This is a genomic window from Kitasatospora brasiliensis, from assembly GCF_032654805.1.
GTDB lineage: Bacteria > Actinomycetota > Actinomycetes > Streptomycetales > Streptomycetaceae > Kitasatospora > Kitasatospora brasiliensis.
Window position 1 is genome coordinate 16,237 of record NZ_JAUOOW010000004.1, and the last position, 21,975, is coordinate 38,211.

Here is a 21,975-nt window from a genome sequence, read left to right on the forward strand (position 1 = left end):
AAAGCGGAAAGCGAATCCGATGAATGAAACTCCGGAAAACGGAGCGGAAAACATCTGATAAGCTGGGAACACGAAAGAACGAAGCCCGGAGGGCCTGCTGGAAGGCAGTCCGAAGGAAGCGTCCGTTCCTTGAGAACTCAACAGCGTGCCAAAAGTCAACGCCAGATATGTTGACATCCCCGGCCTCAGGTTTCCTGGGGTTGGAGATTCCTTTTGAAGTAAAACACTAGCGAGGACGCAGTGCGCGGGGCCGCCCTATTCCGGTGGTTGCCGTGCCGCTCAACGCGGGTGTCGACCCGATTACGGGTAAACATTCACGGAGAGTTTGATCCTGGCTCAGGACGAACGCTGGCGGCGTGCTTAACACATGCAAGTCGAACGGTGAAGCCCTTCGGGGTGGATCAGTGGCGAACGGGTGAGTAACACGTGGGCAATCTGCCCTGCACTCTGGGACAAGCCCTGGAAACGGGGTCTAATACCGGATATGACCTTCCTCCGCATGGGGGTTGGTGTAAAGCTCCGGCGGTGCAGGATGAGCCCGCGGCCTATCAGCTTGTTGGTGGGGTAATGGCCTACCAAGGCGACGACGGGTAGCCGGCCTGAGAGGGCGACCGGCCACACTGGGACTGAGACACGGCCCAGACTCCTACGGGAGGCAGCAGTGGGGAATATTGCACAATGGGCGAAAGCCTGATGCAGCGACGCCGCGTGAGGGATGACGGCCTTCGGGTTGTAAACCTCTTTCAGTAGGGAAGAAGCGCAAGTGACGGTACCTACAGAAGAAGCACCGGCTAACTACGTGCCAGCAGCCGCGGTAATACGTAGGGTGCGAGCGTTGTCCGGAATTATTGGGCGTAAAGAGCTCGTAGGCGGCCTGTCGCGTCGGATGTGAAAGCCCGGGGCTTAACCCCGGGTCTGCATTCGATACGGGCAGGCTAGAGTGTGGTAGGGGAGATCGGAATTCCTGGTGTAGCGGTGAAATGCGCAGATATCAGGAGGAACACCGGTGGCGAAGGCGGATCTCTGGGCCATTACTGACGCTGAGGAGCGAAAGCGTGGGGAGCGAACAGGATTAGATACCCTGGTAGTCCACGCCGTAAACGTTGGGAACTAGGTGTTGGCGACATTCCACGTCGTCGGTGCCGCAGCTAACGCATTAAGTTCCCCGCCTGGGGAGTACGGCCGCAAGGCTAAAACTCAAAGGAATTGACGGGGGCCCGCACAAGCAGCGGAGCATGTGGCTTAATTCGACGCAACGCGAAGAACCTTACCAAGGCTTGACATATGCCGGAAACACCTGGAGACAGGTGCCCCCTTGTGGTCGGTATACAGGTGGTGCATGGTTGTCGTCAGCTCGTGTCGTGAGATGTTGGGTTAAGTCCCGCAACGAGCGCAACCCTTGTTCTGTGTTGCCAGCATGCCTTTCGGGGTGATGGGGACTCACAGGAGACTGCCGGGGTCAACTCGGAGGAAGGTGGGGACGACGTCAAATCATCATGCCCCTTATGTCTTGGGCTGCACACGTGCTACAATGGTCGGTACAAAGGGCTGCGATGCCGTGAGGCGGAGCGAATCCCAAAAAGCCGGCCTCAGTTCGGATTGGGGTCTGCAACTCGACCCCATGAAGTTGGAGTTGCTAGTAATCGCAGATCAGCATGCTGCGGTGAATACGTTCCCGGGCCTTGTACACACCGCCCGTCACGTCACGAAAGTCGGTAACACCCGAAGCCGGTGGCCTAACCCGTAAGGGGAGGAGCCGTCGAAGGTGGGACCAGCGATTGGGACGAAGTCGTAACAAGGTAGCCGTACCGGAAGGTGCGGCTGGATCACCTCCTTTCTAAGGAGCACATAGCCGCTTGCAGGCGAATGTCCTGCACGGTTGCTCATGGGTGGAACGTTGACTATTCGGCACAGGAAGAGATCAGAGGTTAGTACTGCCCCTTGGGGCGTGGAAAGCGGTCTGGGATTGACTGTGTCGGGCACGTTGTTGGGTCCTGAGGGAACGGGTTGACCGTTGTCTCAGTGCCGGCCTCACTTGAGGTAGCCCGGTTCGGGTTGCCGAGGGTGTGTGACTGGTCGTTGTTTGAGAACTGCACAGTGGACGCGAGCATCTGTGGCCAAGTTTTTAAGGGCGCACGGTGGATGCCTTGGCACTAGGAACCGATGAAGGACGTGGGAGGCCGCGATAGGCCCCGGGGAGCTGTCAACCGAGCTTTGATCCGGGGGTGTCCGAATGGGGAAACCCGGCAGTCGTCATGGGCTGTCACCCGCTGCTGAACACATAGGCAGTGTGGAGGGAACGCGGGGAAGTGAAACATCTCAGTACCCGCAGGAAGAGAAAACAACCGTGATTCCGGGAGTAGTGGCGAGCGAAACCGGATGAGGCTAAACCGTATTGGTGTGAGACCCGGCAGGGGTTGCCAATGCGGGGTTGTGGGAATGAGCTTCAGTCGTCTGCCGGCGGCTGGGCGAGTCAGAAACCGTATGGGTAGTCGAAGGACATGCGAAAGGTCCGGCGTAGAGGGTAAGACCCCCGTAGACGAAATCTGTACGGCTTGCTTGCTCATCTCCCAAGTAGCACGGGGCCCGAGAAATCCCGTGTGAATCTGGCGGGACCACCCGCTAAGCCTAAATATTCCCTAGTGACCGATAGCGGATAGTACCGTGAGGGAATGGTGAAAAGTACCGCGGGAGCGGAGTGAAATAGTACCTGAAACCGTGTGCCTACAAGCCGTGGGAGCGTCGTTCATCAGCTTGCTGGTGGGCCGTGACTGCGTGCCTTTTGAAGAATGAGCCTGCGAGTTTGCGGTGTGTAGCGAGGTTAACCCGTGTGGGGTAGCCGTAGCGAAAGCGAGTCCGAATAGGGCGGTTGAGTTGCATGCCCAAGACCCGAAGCGGAGTGATCTAGCCATGGGCAGGTTGAAGCGCGGGTAAGACCGTGTGGAGGACCGAACCCACCAGGGTTGAAAACCTGGGGGATGACCTGTGGTTAGGGGTGAAAGGCCAATCAAACTCCGTGATAGCTGGTTCTCCCCGAAATGCATTTAGGTGCAGCGTCACGTGTTTCTTGCCGGAGGTAGAGCACTGGATAGGCGATGGGCCTTACCGGGTTACTGACCTTAGCCAAACTCCGAATGCCGGTAAGTGAGAGCGTGGCAGTGAGACTGTGGGGGATAAGCTCCATGGTCGAGAGGGAAACAGCCCAGAACACCGACTAAGGTCCCTAAGCGTGTGCTAAGTGGGAAAGGATGTGGAGTCGCAGAGACAACCAGGAGGTTGGCTTAGAAGCAGCCACCCTTGAAAGAGTGCGTAATAGCTCACTGGTCAAGTGATTCCGCGCCGACAATGTAGCGGGGCTCAAGCACATCACCGAAGTCGTGTCATTGCAGCATGAAGGGCCAACGCCTGCTGTGATGGGTAGGGGAGCGTCGTGTGCCGGGTGAAGCGGCGGTGGAAACCAGTCGTGGACGGTATACGAGTGAGAATGCAGGCATGAGTAGCGATACAAGAGTGGGAAACTCTTGCGCCGATTGACCAAGGGTTCCTGGGTCAAGCTGATCTGCCCAGGGTAAGTCGGGACCTAAGGCGAGGCCGACAGGCGTAGTCGATGGACAACGGGTTGATATTCCCGTACCCGCTTTGAAGCGCCAACGCTGAACCTCTTGATGCTAAGCCCGTGAAGCCGTCCTGGAGCCTTCGGGCAAAGGGAAGTGGTGGAGCCGGTGACCCAACGGGGTAGTAGGTGAGCGATGGGGTGACGCAGGAAGGTAGTCCAGCCCGGGCGGTGGTTGTCCCGGGGTAAGGGTGTAGGCCGAGTGATAGGCAAATCCGTCACTCATTGAGGCTGAGACCTGATGCCGAGCCGATTGTGGTGAAGTGGATGATCCTATGCTGTCGAGAAAAGCCTCTAGCGAGTTTCATGGCGGCCCGTACCCCAAACCGACTCAGGTGGTCAGGTAGAGAATACCGAGGCGTTCGGGTGAACTATGGTTAAGGAACTCGGCAAAATGCCCCCGTAACTTCGGGAGAAGGGGGGCCATTCCTGGTGACGAGTCTTGCACTCTGAGCTGGGGGTGGCCGCAGAGACCAGCGAGAAGCGACTGTTTACTAAAAACACAGGTCCGTGCGAAGCCGTAAGGCGATGTATACGGACTGACGCCTGCCCGGTGCTGGAACGTTAAGGGGACCGGTTAGCTCCACTTCGGTGGGGCGAAGCTGAGAACTTAAGCGCCAGTAAACGGCGGTGGTAACTATAACCATCCTAAGGTAGCGAAATTCCTTGTCGGGTAAGTTCCGACCTGCACGAATGGCGTAACGACTTCTCGACTGTCTCAACCATAGGCCCGGTGAAATTGCATTACGAGTAAAGATGCTCGTTTCGCGCAGCAGGACGGAAAGACCCCGGGACCTTTACTATAGCTTGATATTGGTGTTCGGTTCGGCTTGTGTAGGATAGGTGGGAGACTGTGAAGCAGCAACGCCAGTTGTTGTGGAGTCGCCGTTGAAATACCACTCTGGTCGTGCTGGATGTCTAACCTGGGTCCGTGATCCGGATCAGGGACAGTGTCTGGTGGGTAGTTTAACTGGGGCGGTTGCCTCCTAAAGGGTAACGGAGGCGCCCAAAGGTTCCCTCAGCCTGGTTGGCAATCAGGTGTTGAGTGTAAGTGCACAAGGGAGCTTGACTGTGAGACTGACGGGTCGAGCAGGTACGAAAGTAGGGACTAGTGATCCGGCGGTGGCTTGTGGAAGCGCCGTCGCTCAACGGATAAAAGGTACCCCGGGGATAACAGGCTGATCTTCCCCAAGAGTCCATATCGACGGGATGGTTTGGCACCTCGATGTCGGCTCGTCGCATCCTGGGGCTGGAGTAGGTCCCAAGGGTTGGGCTGTTCGCCCATTAAAGCGGTACGCGAGCTGGGTTTAGAACGTCGTGAGACAGTTCGGTCCCTATCCGCTGTGCGCGTAGGAGTGTTGAGAAGGGCTGTCCCTAGTACGAGAGGACCGGGACGGACGAACCTCTGGTGTGCCAGTTGTCCTGCCAAGGGCATGGCTGGTTGGCTACGTTCGGGAGGGATAACCGCTGAAAGCATCTAAGCGGGAAGCCTGCTTCGAGATGAGCACTCCCACCTCCTTGAGAGGGTAAGGCTCCCAGTAGACGACTGGGTTGATAGGCCGGATATGGAAGCCCTGTGAGGGGTGGAGTTGACCGGTACTAATAGGCCGAGGGCTTGTCCTCAGTTGCTCGCGTCCACTGTGTTGTTCTGAAACAACGACCCGCCCTGAAATTGTCGGGGTGTGCGGTGCACAGTTTCATAGTGTTTCGGTGGTCATAGCGTGAGGGAAACGCCCGGTTACATTCCGAACCCGGAAGCTAAGCCTCATAGCGCCGATGGTACTGCAAGGGGGACCTTGTGGGAGAGTAGGACGCTGCCGAACAATTCTTCTGAAGAACCCCCATCCGGGATCCGGATGGGGGTTCTTCGCATTTCCAGGGCCGGGCAACCTATTCGTCGGAATCGGATTCGGCTTCGGAGTCGACCTGCGGCCGCGGGGACGGCGCCTGCCCCTGGGCCTGAGCCGCCGCCCCACTCGGAGCAGCGGACGTAGCGGACGTAGCGGACGTAGCGGAAGCGGCTGGAGCGCCGGGAGCGGCGGACGCCGCCGCGGTGGCGGGTGCGGCCGTAGGGTCGGCAGTCCCCCAGGCCGGTCGGCTGAGCCACTTGTCCGCGCTGTTGGTGAGGCGGGCGACGCCCGTACCGTCCGGTCGCATGCTGTAGAGGTCGGCGCCGGCGCCCGCGGGGGCCTGGGTGAAGACGATGGACTTGCCGTCGGGTGCATAGGCGGCCGTGCCGTAGAAGGCGTCCGAGGGCGCGGGGGTGAGGGCGCCGATGGCGCTGCCGTCGGGGTGGACGGTGTAGATGCCGCCGCCGGGGGCGTTGTCGGGGCCGGCCGGGTAGGTGGTGAAGAGGATCTGGGTGCCGTCGGGTGACCAGTTCGCGCGGTCGCCGGCGCGCAGCTCCCAGGGGGTCAGCTGGCGCAGCCCGGTGCCGTCCACGCTGACGACGTAGATGGAGCGGCTGTTGGCGGGCTGTCCGGTGGCGCTGGTGCGGTACTCGAAGGTGAGGAGTTTGCCGTCGGGGGACCAGCTGGGATTGCTGACCGCGCCGGAGTAGGGCTTGTCGTTGGTGAGGAAGGTGAGCCGTTGGACGTTGGTGCCGTCGGGGCTCATCAGGTACAGGTCCGAGTACTGGATCTGGTGGTTGCCGGACGGGTCCAGGGCGCCCCACGACCGGCTGAAGGCGATCTGCTTGCCGTCGGGTGAGAAGGCGGGGGCGCGCTCGTCCTCGTTGGCGCAGTCGGTGGTGCCGCCGTCGCAGAGCCGGTCGACCTGGTGCTCGGTGCCGCCGGCGGTGGGCACGGTCCAGAGCCGGGCGTTGCCGGTCTGCGGGTCGGTGCGGTCGAAGGCGATGGTGGCGCCGTCGGGTGACCAGTCCGGGCGGTCGTCGCGGGTCCGGGCCGGTGGCTGGGTGACCTGGTGCTGGCCGGTGCCGTCGGGGGAGAGGGTGACGATCGCGCTGGTGGTGCGGGAGGAGTCGGTGTAGGCGCGGCTGACGATCAGCCCGTTGTGTGCGGCGGCCGCGGGGGCTCCGACGGCCGCGCCGACCACGCCGGGGGTGGCGGCGGGCGTCGCTTCGGGGGTGGTGGCGGGGGTCTCCGGTCGGATCTCCGAGAGGGGGATCTCCCCGGGTTCGGCCCCGCAGCCGGTGAGCAGGGTGCCGAGAAGAAGAAGGCCCGCACCGGCGCTTGCGCGGGTGCGGGCTCTGCCCCTGGGTGACTGCCGTGTGCCGGTGATCCGTGCCATCTCCGCCTCCGAGCCTTTCGACCGCTCCGACGTGTGGCCCCCGCCGAGGATTCAGGACGAAGGCCCCTGAAAGGAGCTGTCACTGTGTCAGACGGGGAGCGCCGACGGTCGGGCGACACGCGACGGAACGCGCTCACTCGGTCGCGTGGAGTAGGTGCGGAAAGTGGCGGAGGGCGGTAGGGGGGGAGGAGCGCGGGTCAGCCCCGGGCGGCTCGGCGCTCGGCCTTGGCGAGGGCCTCCGCCTCGTCCTCGGCCTCGGCGACCTCCAGGGTGGGGGCGGTGCCGCCGAGCTGGGCGGGCAGCCACCAGGTGTCGTCCGGGCCGGAGGGCTTGCCGGGGTACTCGCTCTGAGCCCGGTCGAGCATCTCGCTCATGGCGGCACGCAGGCGTCGGGTGACCATCACGGGCTTGTCGTCCGGTCCGAGGTGAATCGGTTCGCCGATCATGATGGTGACCGGGACGTGCCGCTTGGTGAGGGTCTTCGGGCGGCCCTTGGTCCAGAGCTGCTGGGTGCCCCAGAGCACGACGGGCAGCAGCGGGGCGCCGGAGTCGGCGGCCATCCGGGCGGCGCCGGTCTTGAACTTCTTCAGCATGAACGAGCGGCTGATGGTCGCCTCGGGGAACACCCCGACCACCTCGCCGGCCTTGAGGGCGCGCACGGCGGCCTCGTACGCGGGCTGGCCGTCGGTGCGGTCCACCGGGATGTGCTTCATGCCGCGCATCAGCGGGCCGGAGATCCGGTGCTTGAAGACGTCATCCTTGGCCATGAAGCGGGTCTTGCGCTTGCCGCCGCTGTACGCGCCGAGGCCGGCGAAGAGGAAGTCCAGGTAGCTGATGTGGTTGCTGACCAGCACCGCTCCCCCCCTGGCGGGGATGTGCTCGGCGCCAACGATCTTGATCCGCACGTCGAGCGCGCGGAAGGCGGTGAGTGCGGCGCCGATCACCGGCGGGTACACGAACTCTGCCACGGTCAGTCCTGACTTCCACGGGCCGGAGCCCGGTTCGGCGGGTACCCGAGCCGTTGCGCGGGCGGTGCCGACCGGAGCACGGCACTCCGCGGCGGTCACGGGTGATACACGGAGATGATCCCCCGAATGGGTGCCTGCTGTCACCTGAGCCGTGCGGTCAAGCGAATATTGGCGATGTGATCTCCGTGATGAATCGGAAGGGAACTTTTCCGCTTCCCATATTCGGCGGGGTGGGGGTGGGTTCGCAGGCTGACGGGTCAGGTGCCGGCGGTGGGGCGGCCCTGGGCGCGCCGGAGCACGAGGTAGACCTCGCAGCCCACGCAGTAGCCGAACGCGGCGTTGACGAAGGAGGCGGTGAACGCGGCCGCGCCGGCCAGCAGGCCGAGCCAGGTCACGCCGCTGTAGCAGCCGAGGGTGGCGACCACGGCGAACACCAGGCAGACGCCTTGGTCGAAGCGGAGCGTCCGTTCGTCCGCGGTCTCGGCGGGCGGGGCGAGCCGGGGGAGCACCAGTACCTGGCACAGCCGGATGTAAGGGGCCAGGCGCAGGCCGCCGATCGCGCCGAGCGCGAAGACGAGCGTCTGGGCGGCCAGCAGGGGACGGCTGCCGGTGTGGAGGGTGAGGAGCAGGACGACCGAGCTGAGCGCGGCGGCCAGGCGGGGGCCGCGGGGGTCGATCTGCAACGGGGCCTCCGGGGGTCGCGACGGGCGGCGGCAACGGTGGTGCTTCAGCGCCTTCGGCGGACGGCGGCCCCGGCCGGGTCGACGGTGCGGCGGGAGGCCGGGTGCGGCGTCGAGCGCGGGTCGGAGTCCGTCGGCCGATCGTACGCGGTCGGGTCTCGGCGGTCGACTGCCTTTCGGGCCCGGCGAAGGCTGCCGCAGACTGGGGGGATGGCCGGGCCGGTGGCGTGCGTTGTCCCGCCTGGAACAGGACTCGAACAGGGTCGGCGCAGGGCTCGACAGGGATGACGGGAGGCCGAGGGTGGGCACCGAGGACGGGGCGGTACGGCTGTCGGAGGCGGAGCTGGGCGGGCCGCTGGGCGCGCGGGCGACGCTGGTGCAGTTCTCGACGGCCTTCTGTCAGCCTTGTCGCGCCACTCGGCGGGTGCTCTCCGAAGTGGCGGGGATGGTCGACGGGGTCGAGCACGTGGAGGTGGACGCCGAGGAGCGGCTGGAGTTGGTCCGCCGGCTGGAGGTGCGGCGGACACCGACCGTCCTGGTGCTGGACGGCGCCGGCCGGGTGGTGCGGCGGGCGGCGGGTCAGCCGCGCACGGTGGACGTGATCGCGGCGCTCGGCCACGCGATGTGAGGAATCCGGCCGTCCGTGTTCCGCCACTTCGTTCCGCCCCGTCGGGTGGAGTGGGCCCCTGGCTGGGGCAGGATGGGCGCAGGCGGCGGAGCAGCCGTACGGCATAAGCTACTGGCCAGTAGTGACCACTGCGCTACCGGCGAGTATGCTGCCAGGAAGTTCCGGACCGGCACGGGAATTCGCTGCCCGGAGCGGGTGCCTTCCGTGTTCGTGCCCGCTTGCACCGCCGCAGCCGCCGGACGAGACCAGTACAGGAGACAAGGCCGTGAGCTTGAGGATCGTTGTCTGTGTGAAGTACGTGCCGGATGCGACGGGTGACCGTCGTTTCGCGGACGACCACACCACGGACCGGGAGGGCGTGGACGGCCTCCTGTCGGAGCTGGACGAGTACGGCGTGGAGCAGGCGCTGCGGATCGCGGAGGCGAACGAGGGCGCCGAGGTGACGGTGCTGACGGTGGGGCCGGACGACGCGAAGGACGCGTTGCGCAAGGCGCTGTCGATGGGTGCGGACAAGGCCGTGCACGTGAACGACGACGACATCCACGGTTCGGATGTGATCGGGACGTCGGCGATCCTGGCGAAGGCGCTGGAGCGGGTCGGGTTCGACCTGGTGATCGGTGGTATGGCGTCGACGGACGGGACGATGGGTGTGCTGCCGGCGCTGCTGGCGGAGCGTCTGGGTGTGCCGCAGGTGACGCTGCTGTCGGAGGTGTCGGTCGAGGGCGGTGTGGTGAAGGGCCGTCGGGACGGTGACGCGGCGACCGAGCTGGTCGAGGCTTCGCTGCCGGCCGTGGTCTCGGTGACGGACCAGTCGGGCGAGGCCCGTTACCCGTCGTTCAAGGGGATCATGGCGGCGAAGAAGAAGCCGGTGCAGTCGCTGGACCTGGACGACCTGGGCATCGAGGCGGACGAGGTCGGCCTGGCGGGCTCGTGGACGGCGGTGGAGTCGGTGGCGGCGCGTCCGGCGCGTACCGCGGGCACGGTCGTCAAGGACGAGGGCGAGGGCGGCAAGCAGCTCGCCGGCTTCCTCGCCGACCAGAAGTTCATCTAATCCCACCCGCTCGCGCATCCAACGATCGATCAGGAGCAACGAATCATGGCTGAGATCCTGGTTCTGGTGGACCACGCCGACGGTGTGGTCCGCAAGCCGGCCCTGGAGCTGCTGACCCTGGCCCGCCGCATCGGCGAGCCGTCCGCCGTCGTCCTGGGCGCCGGTGCGGCCGCCGCCGACATCGCCGCCAAGGCCGGCGAGTACGGCGCGGCCAAGGTGTACGTCGCCGACGGCGCCGAGTTCACCGACCAGCTGGTCGTCCCCAAGGTCGACGCCCTGGCCCAGATCGCCAAGGCCAACGACGCCGCCGCCGTCCTGGTCACGTCCTCCGGCGAGGGCAAGGAGATCGCCGCCCGCGTCGCGCTGCGCCTCGGCTCCGGCATCATCACCGACGCCGTCGACCTGGAGGCCGGTGACGGCGGTCCGGTCGCCACCCAGTCGGTGTTCGCCGCGTCCTTCCAGGTGAAGTCCAAGGTCACCAAGGGCGCGCCGGTCATCACCGTCAAGCCGAACGCCGTCGCCCCCGAGGCCGCCCCGGCCGCGGGCGCCGTCGAGAACGTCGCCGTCGAGTTCACCGGCAACGCCGCCAAGGTCACCTCGCGCACCCCGCGGGTGTCCTCCGGCCGTCCCGAGCTGACCGAGGCCGCCATCGTGGTCTCCGGCGGCCGTGGCGTCGGTGCCGCCGAGGGCTTCGGCGTGGTCGAGGAGCTCGCGGACGCGCTGGGCGGCGCGGTCGGTGCCTCGCGCGCCGCCGTGGACGCCGGCTGGTACCCGCACAGCAGCCAGGTCGGCCAGACCGGCAAGCAGGTCTCCCCGCAGCTGTACATCGCGGCGGGCATCTCCGGCGCCATCCAGCACCGGGCCGGCATGCAGACCTCGAAGACCATCGTGGCCGTCAACAAGGACCCCGAGGCCCCGATCTTCGAGCTGGTCGACTACGGCGTGGTCGGCGACCTGTTCCAGGTGCTGCCGCAGCTCACCGCCGAGGTGAAGGCCCGCAAGGCCTGATCGCCGCACAGCCGTAAGGGCGTGGCGCCGAGTGCTCGGTGCCACGCCCTTCGCCGTCCCCGGAGCCGTTCGACGGTCCCCGAAGCGCGGTGGGCGGGGCGACGGCCCGTAGAGTCGGCGCCGGCGCGTGACGCGGAGGCGGGCACGCGCGGTGAGCGCGTGGCGCACGGGCGCGGCGCGGACGGCAGGGGACGAGGCGAGGACGGTGGCATGGCACTGCTGACGGCACTTCAGGGCGGTTTCGGCGACGCGGCGGACGCGCTGCGGATCGACGGGCGGACGCTCTCCCGGGAGGAACTGCTGGGCGCGGCGACCGCCGTCGCCGACCGGGTGGCCGGCGCCCCGGCGCTCGCGGTGCTCGCCCGGCCCACCGTCGAGACCGTCACGGCCGTGGTCGGCGGTCTGCTGGCGGGCGTCCCGGTGGTGCCGCTGCCGCCCGACTCGGGGCCGAAGGAGCGCGAGCACATCCTGCGCGACTCGGGCGCGGCGCTGCTCGCGCACGCCGCCGGGGAGGCGCTGCCGGAAGGGACCTCCGTGGCCGGGCTGCCGGTCGACCCGGTGCAGCGCTCCGCCACCACGTACGCCGAGCCGGCCGCCGCGTCGACCGGCTTCGTGCTCTACACCTCGGGGACCACCGGCGCGCCCAAGGGCGCGGTGATCCGGCGCGAGGCGATCGCCGCCGACCTGGACGCCCTGGCCGCCGCCTGGCAGTGGACCGCCGAGGACACCCTGGTGCACGGCCTGCCGCTGTTCCACGTGCACGGGCTGCTGCTCGGCGTCCTCGGCGCCCTGCGCACCGGCAGCGCCCTGGCGCACACCGGGCGGCCCACCCCGGCGGGGTACGCGGCGGCGGGCGGCAGCCTGTACTTCGGCGTGCCCACCGTCTGGTCCCGGCTGGCGGCGGACCCGCAGGCGGCGGCCCGCCTCGCCCCGGCCCGGCTGCTGGTCTCCGGCAGCGCGCCGCTGCCCGTCCCGGTGTTCGAGAAGCTGGCGGCGCTCACCGGGCACGCCCCGATCGAGCGGTACGGGATGACCGAGTCGCTGATCACCGTCAGCACCCGGGCGGACGGCGAGCGGCGCCCCGGCAGCGTCGGGCTGCCGGTGGACGGGGTCAGCACCCGGCTGGTCGGCGAGGACGGCGCGCCGGTGCCCCACGACGGGGAGAGCGTCGGCGAGCTCCAGGTCTGCGGCCCGACGCTGTTCAGCGGCTACCTCAACCGGCCGGACGCGGACGCCGAGGCCTGGACGGCGGACGGCTGGTTCCGCACCGGCGACGTCGCGGTGATCGGCGCGGACGGGTTCCACCGGATCGTCGGCCGCGCCTCGGTGGACCTGATCAAGAGCGGCGGGTACCGGATCGGCGCGGGCGAGGTGGAGGCCGCGCTGCGCGACCACCCGGCGGTGGCCGACGCGGCGGTGGTCGGCGTGCCGGACGAGGACCTCGGACAGGCGATCGTCGCGTACGTCATCGCGGAGGGTGCCGTGACGGGGGACCAGCTGACGGCCTTCGTGGCGGAGCGGCTCTCGGTGCACAAGCGGCCGCGCAAGGTCGTCCTGGTGCCCGAACTGCCCAGGAACGCCCTGGGCAAGGTGCTGAAGAAGCAGCTGCTGGCGCAGGCCGGCGGCCGGTGACGGAGGGCGTGTCGGAGACCGCCGGCGATGACGGACGTTCACTCTGATGCGCCGTCGGTGCTCACCACCCGTGACCCTTCCATTGGCGCACTCCACTGCGCGCTGTGAGCGGACGCGTGCCTAACGTGACACGCAGGCAGAACCGAATCGCTGGGCGACGCGCCGTGGCTTCCGGTCGCAGGACCGGAAGCCACGGCGTGCCGGGCGGGGCTCTGCCGGACCGCACGGCCGGCCAGGGCCGGCCACAGCAAGCCGCTGCAAACCGCAGCGATCCGCAGCAGTGAAGGAAGTCAGCACGATGACCACCGTCAACACCGGCGCGCCGACCGCGCCCGGCGAACCGACCGGGCAGCAGGACGCTGCCACCGCTCCTGCCCCCCGCCCGTCCCGCACCGCGCGGCTCCGTCGGGGGATAGCCATGGTGGCCGTGATCGCGACCGGGGTGGGCGTGATCGGGCTCGGCACCGCCGTCAGCCCCGCGGCCGCCGAGAGCGCTCCGGCGCACGCAGGGTGGGACGGCTCGCGGTACTGGTTCAAGAACAGCCAGGGCGAGTGGCGCTGGACCTCGCACTATGACGTCTACCTGGCGCGCACCGGGGGCGGGTCCGGCTCGTCGGGCGCCAAGTCCACGACCAGGTCCTCCTCCGGCGGGATCCAGCAGGGCTGGGACGGCGAGCGGTACTGGTTCCGCAACAGCAGGGGCGAATGGCGCTGGACCTCGCACTACGACATCTACCTGGACCGCACCGGGGGCGGCTCCGAATCGGCGGGCACCGTGCGCGCGGGCTACTTCGACGAGGTCGCGGAGGACCGGGACGTCGAGACCGCCGTGCAGTTCGCGCTCGCCCAGCTGGGCGTGCCGTTCCGGCGGGCCGGCAACGGGCCGGACGGCTACGACTGCTCGGGCCTGGTGCAGCAGTCCTTCCGGCGCGGCGGGATCGACCTGCCACGCGTCGCCAACGACCAGTACGCGGCGACCACGCCGATCAGTGCGAGCCAGCTGCGCCGCGGTGACCTGCTGTTCTGGTCCCCGGACGGGACTCCCCGGGGCATCCAGCACGTGGCGATCTACCTGGGTGACAACGAGTACGTCGAGGCCGCGCGGCCGGGGACCAACATCCGGGTCTCGCGGATCAGCAGCGGCTACTACCCGGCGTACATGGGACGGCCGTAGCGGGGGCGCCGGCCCGGGGGCGTTGATCCGATTGATCCGGGGGCGCCGGTCCGGGGCGCCGGCATGGGGGCGTTGATCCGTCCGCCGGGGGCGCTGGTTCGTCCGGCGCCCCCGGCAGGCGCTTCCGTGCGCGGGGCGTGCACGACGCGTGCGGGGAGCGGACGGGTGGCAGCGCGAGGGGTGTGCGGGGCGCACAAGGGGCGTATGAGTGGGGCGTGCGCGAGAAGTCGACCCACCTGGCCTCCTGTGCCCGAGCAGTGGGGGAGGGGTGCAATTTTGATGTTGACCGGTCTGCATATTCCCGTCCATGGGTGCCTGACCTGGGCACATGCCGCTGTCATGGGGCGGGCCGGAGCACGTGGGCAGGGGTGACCGGAGGCATGGGGAGCGGCGTGGCGCGGGTACCACCACGGGTGGCGCTGGTTCGGCCGACGGGGGCGCTGCCCGGTGCGAACGGCATCGGGGGAAGTCGAGGGCAGGGGACGTTGTGATCGTCTGGGTCAATGGCACATTCGGGGCGGGCAAGACGAGTGCCTGTCGTGAGCTGGTGGAACTGCTGCCGGGGAGCGTCCTCTTCGATCCCGAGCTGGTGGGCTTCGGCCTGCGTCGACTGCTCCCGGACGACCGGCTGACCACGGTGTCCGACTTCCAGGACCTGGCGGCCTGGCGCCGACTCGTCCCCGAGACGGCGGCGGCGCTGATCGGGGAGGTCGGGGGCCCGCTGGTGGTTCCGATGACCCTGCTCAGGGAGGACTACCGGGACGAGATCTTCGGCGGCCTGGCCTCGCACGGGATCGCGGTGCACCACTTCGCGCTGGACCCTGAAGAAACGATCCTGCGTGACCGAATAGCCCACCGTGAGGAGTGTCCGGGCGATCCGGAGGCCAGCGAGCGGGTCCGCACCTGGTGCCTCGAACACCTGCCCACCTACCGCGCCGCCCGCCGCTGGCTGGTCGGGGACGCCCGGATGATCGACACCAGCGCGCTCTCCCCCCGGGAGACCGCGCTGCGGATCGCCGAGCTGGTCCGGGTCGGCGCCGCCCGCTGCCCGATCGTCCAGACCCCGGACCCGACCGGGGACACCGTGGCCTCCGCCGTCCTGCTCTTCGACGAGCAGGACCGGGTGCTGCTCGTCGACCCCGTCTACAAACCGGACTGGGACTTCCCCGGCGGGGTGGTCGAGCGCGGCGAGGCCCCCACCGACGCCGCCCTGCGCGAGACGGCCGAGGAACTGGGCCTGCGCCTGGACCCGTCCGCGCTGCGGCTGCTCGCCGTCGACTGGGAGCCGCGCACCGGACCGCGGCGCGGCGGGCTGCGGCTGATGTACGACGGCGGCCTGCTGGGCGCGGAAGGTCGGCAGAGCCTGCTGCTCCAGCAGGAGGAGCTGCGCGGCTGGCGTTTCGTCACCCTGGACGAGGCCGGCGAGCTGCTGCCACCGGGGCGCTACCGGCGGCTGGCGGCGGCGCTGGACGCGCGGCGCAGCGGTGAGCTGCGGTACCTGGAGGCGGGGAGCCGGGTGGCGGTCGGGCTGGCTCGCGCGGCGGATGTGGCGTAGCGGTCGGCCGCCGGGAGTCTCCCGGTCCTCCCGGTCCTCCCGGTTCGTCGGGTGGCGGGCGTGGGCGGGAGGATGGGGGCATGCCGTTCACGCTGAGCCACCCCGCTGCCGTCCTGCCCCTGCTGCGTGCCGCCGGGGTGCGCGGGCCGCTGGTGGCGTCGGCGCTGGTCGCCGGGTCGATGGCGCCGGACGTGCCGTTCTTCGCCGAGTCGCTGCTGCCCGGGGTGTACGGCCACGGCGGGCTGACGCACCGCTGGTGGGCGGTGCCGACGCTGGACGTGGCGATCGCCGGAGCGCTGGTGGCCGGCTGGCACGGGCTGTTGCGCGGTCCGCTGGTGGCGCTGCTGCCTGAACGCTGGGCGGGCGGTGCCGAGGCACTGACGGTCCGGCGGACCGCAGCCGGTACCGGCAGCGGCCCGGTGGGTACCGCGGCGTGGTTCGCGGCCTCGGCGGCGATCGGTGCGGCCACCCACGTCGGGTGGGACGCGTTCACCCACGGGGGCCGGCTGGGGGTGCGGCTGCTGCCCGTACTGGACCGGCCGGTGGCCGGCGTCCCCTTGTACGAGGCGTTGCAGTACGGCAGTTCGGCCCTCGCCCTGGCGGCGATGAGCGGTTGGGCGGCGCGTGCGGTGCGGGCCGTCGAGCCGGTGCGGCCGTCCGTGCGGCTCGCGCCGGGGGCCCGGCGGGCGGCCGTCGCGGTGCTGGGGGCGGCGACGGCCGCCGGGGTGCTGCACCGGCTCAGCCCGTTGCGGCGGAACCTGGTGCCGGAGGTCTGCTTCGGCGCCGGCGCCGGGCTCGCGGTGGGCGCGGTCGGCTATGCGGCCGTGGTGGCGGCCGCCCGCCGCTTGCGCGGCGGGCGGCGGGACGGCGCTCGGGACGTTTCCCGGGACGTTCCTCGGGACGTTCCTCGGGAGGCCTCGCGGGGCGTCGGTTCGAGCGCCCGTCAGAACGCCCGTCAGGACGTTCGTCAGGGTGATCGTCAGGGTGTTCGCCGGAGCGTTCGTCAGACGGAGCGCAGTTCGGCGTAGCGGCGGAGGAACAGCGCCTCGGAGAGGGCCATCCGCTCCAGCTCCTGCGGGTCGACGCTCTCGTTGACCGCGTGGATCTGGGTGGTCGGCTCCTCGACCCCGATCAGCACGATCTCGGCCTGCGGGTAGAGCGAGCGCAGCGTGTTGCAGAGCGGGATCGAGCCGCCCTCGCCGGAGGCGACCATCTCGGTGCCGAAGGCCTCGGCCATCGCCTCGCCCATCGCCTCGTACGCCGGGCCGCTGGTGTCGGCGCGGAACGGGGAGCCGGTGCCCTGGCGCTCGACGGTGAGCCGGGCGCCGAGCGGGACCTGCGCCTCCAGGTGGGCGACCAGGGCGTCCTGGGCGGCGCCCGCGTCCACGCCCGGCGGGATCCGCAGGCTGATCAGGGCCTTGGCGGTGGCCTGGACGGACGAGGTGGCGCCGATCACCGGCGGGGCGTCGATGCCGAGGACGGTGACGGACGGGCGGGCCCAGAGGCGGTCCGCGATGCTGCCGGTGCCGGTCAGGGCGACGCCGTCGAGCACCTTGGCGTCGGCGCGGAACTGCTCCTCCGGGTACTGCACACCGGTCCAGCTCTGGTCGGCGGCCAGGCCGGCCACCGCGACGTCTCCGTGCTCGTCGTGCAGCGAGGCCAGCACCCGGACCAGGGACTGGAGCGCGTCCGGGGCGGCGCCGCCGAAGGCACCGGAGTGCAGGTTGCCGGCCAGCGTGGTGATGGTGGCCTCGACCACCGTCATGCCGCGCAGGGAGGCGGTCACGGTCGGCAGGCCCGGGGCGAAGTTGCCGGTGTCGCCGATGATGATGGCGTCCGCGGTGAGCAGCTCGGGGTGGGCCTCGGCGTAGCGCTCCAGACCGCCGGTGCCCTGCTCCTCGGAGCCCTCGACGATGATCTTCAGGCCGACCGGGTAGGTGTCGCCGTGGACCTGACGCAGCGCCCGCAGGGCCGTCAGGTGCATCAGGATGTTGCCCTTGCAGTCGGCGGCGCCGCGCCCGTACCAGCGGCCGTCGCGCTCGGTCAGCTCGAAGGCGGGGCTGATCCAGGCGGCCTCGTCCAGCGGGGGCTGGACGTCGTAGTGGGAGTAGAGCAGTACGGTCGGCGCGCCCTCGGGGCCGGGCAGCTCGCCGTACACGGACTGGGTGCCGTCGGGGGTGTCCAGCAGCCGGATGTTCGTCAGGCCCTCGGCGGCGAAGGCGTCGGCGACCCAGCGCGCGGCCTTCTCGCACTCCTCGACCGGGAACTGGCGCGGGTCGGCGACCGAGGGGAACGCGACCAGCTCGGCGAGGTCGGTGCGGGCACGGTCCATCAGGGACCGGACGGCGTCGGCCAGGGGCTGTGACATCGGGGCTCCGAGGGGGCGGTCCGCCCTGGGGGTGGGGTGGGCGGAGGAAGTGGTTGGGGTAGTGCCGATCATAGGCGGAGCGGTGCGGGGGGCTCCCGGGTACGGGGTCCGAGGGTGTGGTGCGGGCCGGGCGGTGGGCGTCGCAGCGGCGGGTGACGGGGCGGCGGGTGTCGGGGCGGCGGGTGTCGGGGCGGTGCGCCCGAGGGGTGCGGGCGGACGCATAGGATTGCTCGTCGTGACTGACTCCGGAAGCTCCGATTCCCGCAGCCCGCTCGACAGCCCGATCGAGGGCGGTCCGATCGACGCCAGTCCGACCGAGGCCGGCGCGACCGACGCGAGTACGACCGCTGCCAGCACGGCCGATGCCAGTGCGACCGATGACGCGGCCTCGCCGCTGGACGGCGTCTGGGACGTGGTGGTGGTCGGCGCCGGACCGGCGGGCTCCTCGGCCGCGCACGCCGCCGCGGCCCGGGGCCGTCGGGTGCTGCTGCTCGACAAGGCCGAACACCCCCGGTACAAGACCTGCGGCGGCGGCATCATCGGCCCCTCCCGGGACAGCCTGCCGCCGGACTTCCGGCTGCCCCTGCAGGACCGGGTGCACGCCGTCACCTTCGCCTACGACGGGAAGTACACCCGCACGCGGCGGTCCAAGAAGATGCTGTTCGGCCTGGTCAACCGGGACGAGTTCGACCTGCGCCTGGTGCAGGCCGCCAAGCAGGCCGGGGCGGTGCTGGTCACCGGAGTGACCGTCACCGGCGTCGAGCAGCGCGGCGGCGAGCACCGGACGGCACTGGTGACGGCGGCCGACGGGCGCACCTTCGAGGCCCGCGCGGTGGTCGGCGCGGACGGCAGCGCGAGCCGGATCGCCCGGCACGTCGGCGTCACCTTCGACCAGATCGACCTCGGCCTGGAGGCGGAGATCCCGGTGCCGGCGCAGGTCGCCGCCGACTGGGCGGGCCGGGTCCACCTCGACTGGGGCCCGCTGCCCGGCAGTTACGGCTGGGTGTTCCCGAAGACCGAGACCAGCAGCCTGACCGTCGGCGTCATCTCGGCCCGCGGCGACGGCGAGCGGACCAAGCAGTACCTGGCCGACTACATCCGCCGACTGGGCCTGTCCGGGTTCACCCCCCAGGTCGAGTCCGGGCACCTGACCCGCTGCCGGGCCGAGGACTCGCCGCTCTCCCGCGGCCGGGTGCTGGTCGCCGGGGACGCGGCCGGACTGCTGGAGCCGTGGACCCGCGAGGGCATCTCGTACGCGCTGCGCTCGGGCCGGCTGGCCGGCGAGTGGGCGGTGCAGGTCGCCGAGGCGGGTGACGCGGCGACGGTGCGGCGCGAGGCGCTGAACTACGCCTTCGCGGTCAAGGCTGGGCTGGGTGTGGAAATGCGTGCGGGCAAGCAGCTGCTGGGCGCCTTCGAGCGGCGGCCGTACCTGTTCCACGCGGCGGTCTGCCTGGTGCCGGCGGCTTGGCGGGCCTTCGCCCGGACGACCCAGGGACACATGTCCTTCTCCCAGGTGCTGCGGCAGTACCGGGCGGCGCGGCGGCTGACGGCGATGGCCTCGCGGTAGGGCTTCGCCGTAGGGCCTTGTGTCAGGGCCTGGCGTCGGCGTGATGGGGGGGGCCGGCGTGATGCGGGGCCGGTGTGACGTGGGGCCGGTGTCCTTCTTCGGCGGGAGGAAGGACACCGGCCCCGTTTCCCTTGGGGCAGGGGCTACTTGAGCCCGGTGTCCAGGGCGGACATCAGGGTGCCGGACGGGGTGTCACCGGACATCTCCCAGATCATGCCGCCGAGCAGGTTCTTCGACTTGAGGTAGGCCGTCTTCTGCGAGATGGACCAGGCGTCGTCGAAGGTCCACCACTGGCCGCCGGCTCCGGTGTAGCCGTACGTCGCAACGGACTTGGGGTCGTGGTAGACGGTGAGGTTGGAGAGGCTGGTGATCAGGTTGTTGTACCCGCGGGTACCCGCCTCGTCGGTGAACTGGCCCGGTGCGGCGCCGTTCGCGGACTGCCAAGCGCCGTTCGCGCCGCCGTCCGCGACGCTCTGCCAGCCGCGCCCGTAGAACGGGAAGCCGATGGTGAGCTTGCGCGGGTTGACCCCGGCGTTCAGGTAGGTCTGGACGGCGGTGTCCACGCTGAAGTGGTTGGTGTAGGGGTCGTTCGGGTCGTTGTAGAGGTTGGAGGCGTGGCCCGTGCGGTTGGGCTCCCAGGAGTTGTCGCTGCCCGAGCCGTGGAAGTCGTAGCCCTGGACGTTGGCGATGTCCATCGAGCCGAAGATCTTCGAGAGGTCCCAGCCGGCGGCGACCTTCGCCGGGTCGGCCGGGGTGAAGGCGGTGAGCAGCTTGTGCGAGCCGCCCAACGCGTCCAGCTGCTTGCGGAATTCGGCGAGCAGCAGGGTCAGGTTGCCCTTGTCGTTGGCGCTCCAGTGGTTGCCCGGGTGGCCGTCACCGGAGCCGGGCCACTCCCAGTCGATGTCGAAGCCGTCGAAGATCCCGGCCGCCACACCGTCGCCGCCGGCGCCGTTGTAGGCGGGCAGGTTGCCCTTGATCCAGGTGTCGACGCAGGACTTGACGAACTTCTGGCGGGACGCGTCGGTGGCGGCGACGTCGGAGAAGTACTTGGAGTAGGTCCAGCCGCCGAGCGAGACGACCACCTTCAGCTTCGGGTACTTGGCCTTCAGCTTCTTCAACTGGTTGAGGTTGCCGCGGAGTTTGCCCCAGCCGTCGTCGGCCACGCCGTCCACCGACTGGTCGGCGCTCATGGGCCGGCCGTAGTCCGCGTCGGCGTCACCGGCGCCGGTGCCCTGGTCCGGGTCCTCCGGGTTGCTGGTGGTGCCCTTGGTGACGCCGGCCATGCAGGTCAGGTTGACCGGATCGATGTTCTCGAAGGCGTAGTTGATGACGTCGAGCTTGGCGGCGGCGCCGGAGGTGTCCAGGTTCTTGACGAAGTACTGGCGGCCGTAGATGCCCCACTGGACGAAGTAGCCGACCCGGGCGTACTTGCCGGCGCCGACCAGGTCCGAGGTGGTCACGGTGAGCGGGGCGGAGGCGGGCGAGGCGTTGTCGGCGGCGTCGCGGGCCTTCACGGTGAACGTGTAGGTGGTGGACGGTGAGAGGCTGCCGACGGTGGCGGTGAGCGTGCTGCCGGTGACCGTGGCCACCAGGGTGCCGCCCTGGTAGACGTCGTACGCGGCGACCCGGACGTTGTCGGTGGCGGCGTTCCAGGCGAGCGTCACGTCCGACGAACTGACGGCGGTGGAGCGGAGGTTGGTCGGCGCGGTGGGCGGTGAGGTGTCGGTGGACGGGTCGAAGGTGGACGCGGTGACGGACCCGCTGAGCGGACCGGTGTTGCCGCGGCTGTCCTTGGCCCGGACGGTCAGGGTGTACGAGGTGGCCGGGGTGAGGCCGGTGGCCAGAGCGCTGGTGGTCGTGCTGGAGGCGAGGACGGTGCTGCCGTTCAGCACGTCGTAGGAGGCCACCGGGAAGTCCCCGCCGGTGGCGGCCGACCAGTTCAGGGCGAGCGTGTGCGCGGTGGACTCGGTGACCGTCGGGGTGCCCGGAGCGGACGGCGGGACGTCGGGGGTGCCGTCGCACTTGTCGCCGTTGATCCGGCAGTTGAGCGGGGTGGAGACCGGGCCGTTGCCGACGAACCAGAAGCTGTACGGCTCGGTGGTGCTGTGGGCGTTGACGGTGGAGTTGTAGAACGCGGCGGTGGCGGTGACGTGTTGGCCGTTGACGGTGGCGGTGCCGTTGTAGCTGTTGCCGATGGTGACGCCGGTCGGGAGGTCGAACTCCAGGGTCCAGCCGCTCACCGCGGTCGCGTTGTCGTTGTGGACGATGTAGGTGCCCTGCCACCAGGAGCCGTTGTTGGCGGTGGTGAAGGTGGCGGTGAGCTTTCCGGCGGCGTTCGCCGGGGCGGCCAGCGCGGTGAGCGCGGCGAGGGGGAGGAGCAGGACGCTGAGCAGTGCGAGCAGTCTGCTGCGCACGCGCGGGCGTCCGGCCCGGGATCGAGCGGACATGGTTCTCCCTGTGATCGTGGGGGTTGAACAGGGTG

At 69.2% G+C, this 21,975-nt stretch carries 13 protein-coding genes and 3 rRNA genes; 11 read left to right on the plus strand and 5 right to left on the minus strand.

Features of this window, described 5'->3' with window-relative positions; all coding sequences use genetic code 11:
* Positions 1–313 precede the first annotated feature (313 nt).
* The 3 genes from QWJ13_RS16240 (at position 314) to rrf (ending at position 5,436) form a co-directional block, all read left to right on the plus strand.
* Positions 314–1,837: ribosomal RNA gene (locus QWJ13_RS16240) — 16S ribosomal RNA — on the plus strand.
* A gap of 278 nt (positions 1,838–2,115) precedes the next feature.
* Positions 2,116–5,236, plus strand: a 23S ribosomal RNA gene (locus QWJ13_RS16245).
* Positions 5,237–5,319: 83 nt separating this feature from the next.
* A 5S ribosomal RNA gene (gene rrf, locus QWJ13_RS16250) occupies positions 5,320–5,436 on the plus strand.
* Together the 16S, 23S and 5S rRNA genes form the textbook arrangement of a ribosomal RNA operon.
* Before the next feature lie 67 nt (positions 5,437–5,503).
* Here rrf and QWJ13_RS16255 read toward each other — a convergent pair.
* The 3 genes from QWJ13_RS16255 to QWJ13_RS16265 all read right to left on the minus strand — a co-directional run bounded on the left by QWJ13_RS16255 (position 5,504) and on the right by QWJ13_RS16265 (position 8,513).
* The gene (locus QWJ13_RS16255; RefSeq protein ID WP_316525244.1) at positions 5,504–6,862 is read right to left on the minus strand and encodes a TolB family protein; all 1,359 of its coding nucleotides are present in this window, start codon (positions 6,860–6,862) and stop codon (positions 5,504–5,506) included.
* A gap of 197 nt (positions 6,863–7,059) precedes the next feature.
* On the minus strand, positions 7,060–7,830 hold the full coding sequence (locus tag QWJ13_RS16260) for a lysophospholipid acyltransferase family protein (protein WP_316525245.1): 771 nt from the start codon (positions 7,828–7,830) through the stop codon (positions 7,060–7,062).
* A 257-nt stretch (positions 7,831–8,087) separates the two neighbouring features.
* Complete coding sequence (locus QWJ13_RS16265; RefSeq protein ID WP_316525246.1) at positions 8,088–8,513, minus strand: DUF4395 domain-containing protein; 426 nt, start codon at positions 8,511–8,513, stop codon at positions 8,088–8,090.
* 298 nt (positions 8,514–8,811) lie between these two features.
* On the opposite strand from QWJ13_RS16265, the gene QWJ13_RS16270 reads away from it, so the two are divergent.
* The 7 genes from QWJ13_RS16270 (at position 8,812) to QWJ13_RS16300 (ending at position 16,586) form a co-directional block, all read left to right on the plus strand.
* Positions 8,812–9,138: a thioredoxin family protein gene (locus QWJ13_RS16270; RefSeq protein ID WP_316525247.1), complete on the plus strand. Its 327-nt coding sequence runs from the start codon at positions 8,812–8,814 to the stop codon at positions 9,136–9,138.
* A 265-nt stretch (positions 9,139–9,403) separates the two neighbouring features.
* Positions 9,404–10,189, plus strand: a complete 786-nt coding sequence (locus QWJ13_RS16275) for an electron transfer flavoprotein subunit beta/FixA family protein (RefSeq protein ID WP_316520395.1) — start codon at positions 9,404–9,406, stop codon at positions 10,187–10,189.
* A 45-nt stretch (positions 10,190–10,234) separates the two neighbouring features.
* Positions 10,235–11,197, plus strand: coding sequence for an electron transfer flavoprotein subunit alpha/FixB family protein (locus tag QWJ13_RS16280; protein ID WP_316525248.1), 963 nt, complete (start codon positions 10,235–10,237; stop codon positions 11,195–11,197).
* 210 nt (positions 11,198–11,407) lie between these two features.
* Positions 11,408–12,829 carry an AMP-binding protein gene (locus tag QWJ13_RS16285; protein ID WP_316525249.1) on the plus strand — a complete coding sequence of 474 codons (1,422 nt, stop codon included), beginning with the start codon at positions 11,408–11,410 and terminating at the stop codon, positions 12,827–12,829.
* A 298-nt stretch (positions 12,830–13,127) separates the two neighbouring features.
* Positions 13,128–14,003: a C40 family peptidase gene (locus QWJ13_RS16290; protein ID WP_316525251.1), complete on the plus strand. Its 876-nt coding sequence runs from the start codon at positions 13,128–13,130 to the stop codon at positions 14,001–14,003.
* Between the two features lie 487 nt (positions 14,004–14,490).
* The gene (locus tag QWJ13_RS16295; RefSeq protein ID WP_316525253.1) at positions 14,491–15,558 is read left to right on the plus strand and encodes an NUDIX hydrolase; all 1,068 of its coding nucleotides are present in this window, start codon (positions 14,491–14,493) and stop codon (positions 15,556–15,558) included.
* A gap of 80 nt (positions 15,559–15,638) precedes the next feature.
* The gene (locus QWJ13_RS16300) at positions 15,639–16,586 is read left to right on the plus strand and encodes a DUF4184 family protein (RefSeq protein WP_316525254.1); all 948 of its coding nucleotides are present in this window, start codon (positions 15,639–15,641) and stop codon (positions 16,584–16,586) included.
* Here the strand turns inward: QWJ13_RS16300 and QWJ13_RS16305 are convergent.
* Positions 16,562–17,926 (minus strand): dipeptidase, encoded by a 1,365-nt coding sequence (locus QWJ13_RS16305; RefSeq protein ID WP_316525256.1) that lies wholly within the window; start codon positions 17,924–17,926, stop codon positions 16,562–16,564. The two genes, QWJ13_RS16300 and QWJ13_RS16305, sit on opposite strands and share 25 nt — an antisense overlap.
* A gap of 394 nt (positions 17,927–18,320) precedes the next feature.
* Here QWJ13_RS16305 and QWJ13_RS16310 point away from each other — a divergent pair, with 394 nt between their 5' ends.
* Positions 18,321–19,493, plus strand: coding sequence for a geranylgeranyl reductase family protein (locus QWJ13_RS16310; protein ID WP_316525987.1), 1,173 nt, complete (start codon positions 18,321–18,323; stop codon positions 19,491–19,493).
* A gap of 143 nt (positions 19,494–19,636) precedes the next feature.
* On the opposite strand, the gene QWJ13_RS16315 is transcribed toward QWJ13_RS16310, so the two are convergent.
* Positions 19,637–21,940 carry a glycosyl hydrolase family 18 protein gene (locus tag QWJ13_RS16315; RefSeq protein WP_316525257.1) on the minus strand — a complete coding sequence of 768 codons (2,304 nt, stop codon included), beginning with the start codon at positions 21,938–21,940 and terminating at the stop codon, positions 19,637–19,639.
* Between the last annotated feature and the right edge of the window lie 35 nt (positions 21,941–21,975).

Bases quoted from the DNA above. Each gene is read 5' to 3' on its own strand.
- QWJ13_RS16305 (WP_316525256.1), bottom strand. From the start codon at position 17,926: ATGTCACAGCCCCTGGCCGACGCCGTCCGGTCCCTGATGGACCGTGCC.
- QWJ13_RS16300 (WP_316525254.1), top strand. From the start codon at position 15,639: ATGCCGTTCACGCTGAGCCACCCCGCTGCCGTCCTGCCCCTGCTGCGT.
- QWJ13_RS16315 (WP_316525257.1), bottom strand. From the start codon at position 21,940: ATGTCCGCTCGATCCCGGGCCGGACGCCCGCGCGTGCGCAGCAGACTG.
- QWJ13_RS16285 (WP_316525249.1), top strand. From the start codon at position 11,408: ATGGCACTGCTGACGGCACTTCAGGGCGGTTTCGGCGACGCGGCGGAC.
- QWJ13_RS16280 (WP_316525248.1), top strand. From the start codon at position 10,235: ATGGCTGAGATCCTGGTTCTGGTGGACCACGCCGACGGTGTGGTCCGC.
- QWJ13_RS16290 (WP_316525251.1), top strand. From the start codon at position 13,128: ATGACCACCGTCAACACCGGCGCGCCGACCGCGCCCGGCGAACCGACC.
- QWJ13_RS16255 (WP_316525244.1), bottom strand. From the start codon at position 6,862: ATGGCACGGATCACCGGCACACGGCAGTCACCCAGGGGCAGAGCCCGC.